The sequence below is a fragment of the Acidovorax sp. JG5 genome, assembly GCF_017939685.1.
Taxonomy (GTDB): domain Bacteria; phylum Pseudomonadota; class Gammaproteobacteria; order Burkholderiales; family Burkholderiaceae_C; genus Acidovorax.
In genome coordinates this window covers 1-347 of sequence record NZ_JAGKSE010000080.1, presented here as the reverse complement: position 1 = coordinate 347, position 347 = coordinate 1, and the positions used below count along the sequence as shown (strand labels likewise).

Annotated in this window: 1 protein-coding gene; it reads left to right on the top strand. The window is 65.7% G+C overall.

Going from position 1 to position 347, the window contains the following annotated elements; all coding sequences use genetic code 11:
- The coding region (locus J8G26_RS19210) for an IS66 family transposase zinc-finger binding domain-containing protein (RefSeq protein WP_210570865.1) at positions 1-347 on the top strand (347 nt) is incomplete at both ends.

The following is a 347-nucleotide window of genomic DNA, read 5'->3' as shown; positions in this document are numbered from 1 at the left end:
GCGCTCAACGCCAAGCTCACCCACGAGAATGCGCTCTTGAAGCGCATGAAGTTCGCCGCCCAGTCCGAGCGCTTCAATGCCGAGCAGCGCAGCCTGCTTGAAGATGAGATTGAGGCCGACTTGGCGGCGGTCGCCATCGAGATCGAGCACCTGCAGCCGCCTGCGGCAGTCCCCGAGGCCAAGCAACAGCCCAAACGCCAGAGCCTGCCAGCCCACCTGCCGCGCCGCGAGATCCGCCACGAGCCCGAGTCGACCACCTGCGCCTGTGGCTGTGCCATGAAACGCATCGGTGAAGACGTGGCCGAGAAGCTGGACTATGTGCCCGGCGTGTTCACGGTGGAGCGCCA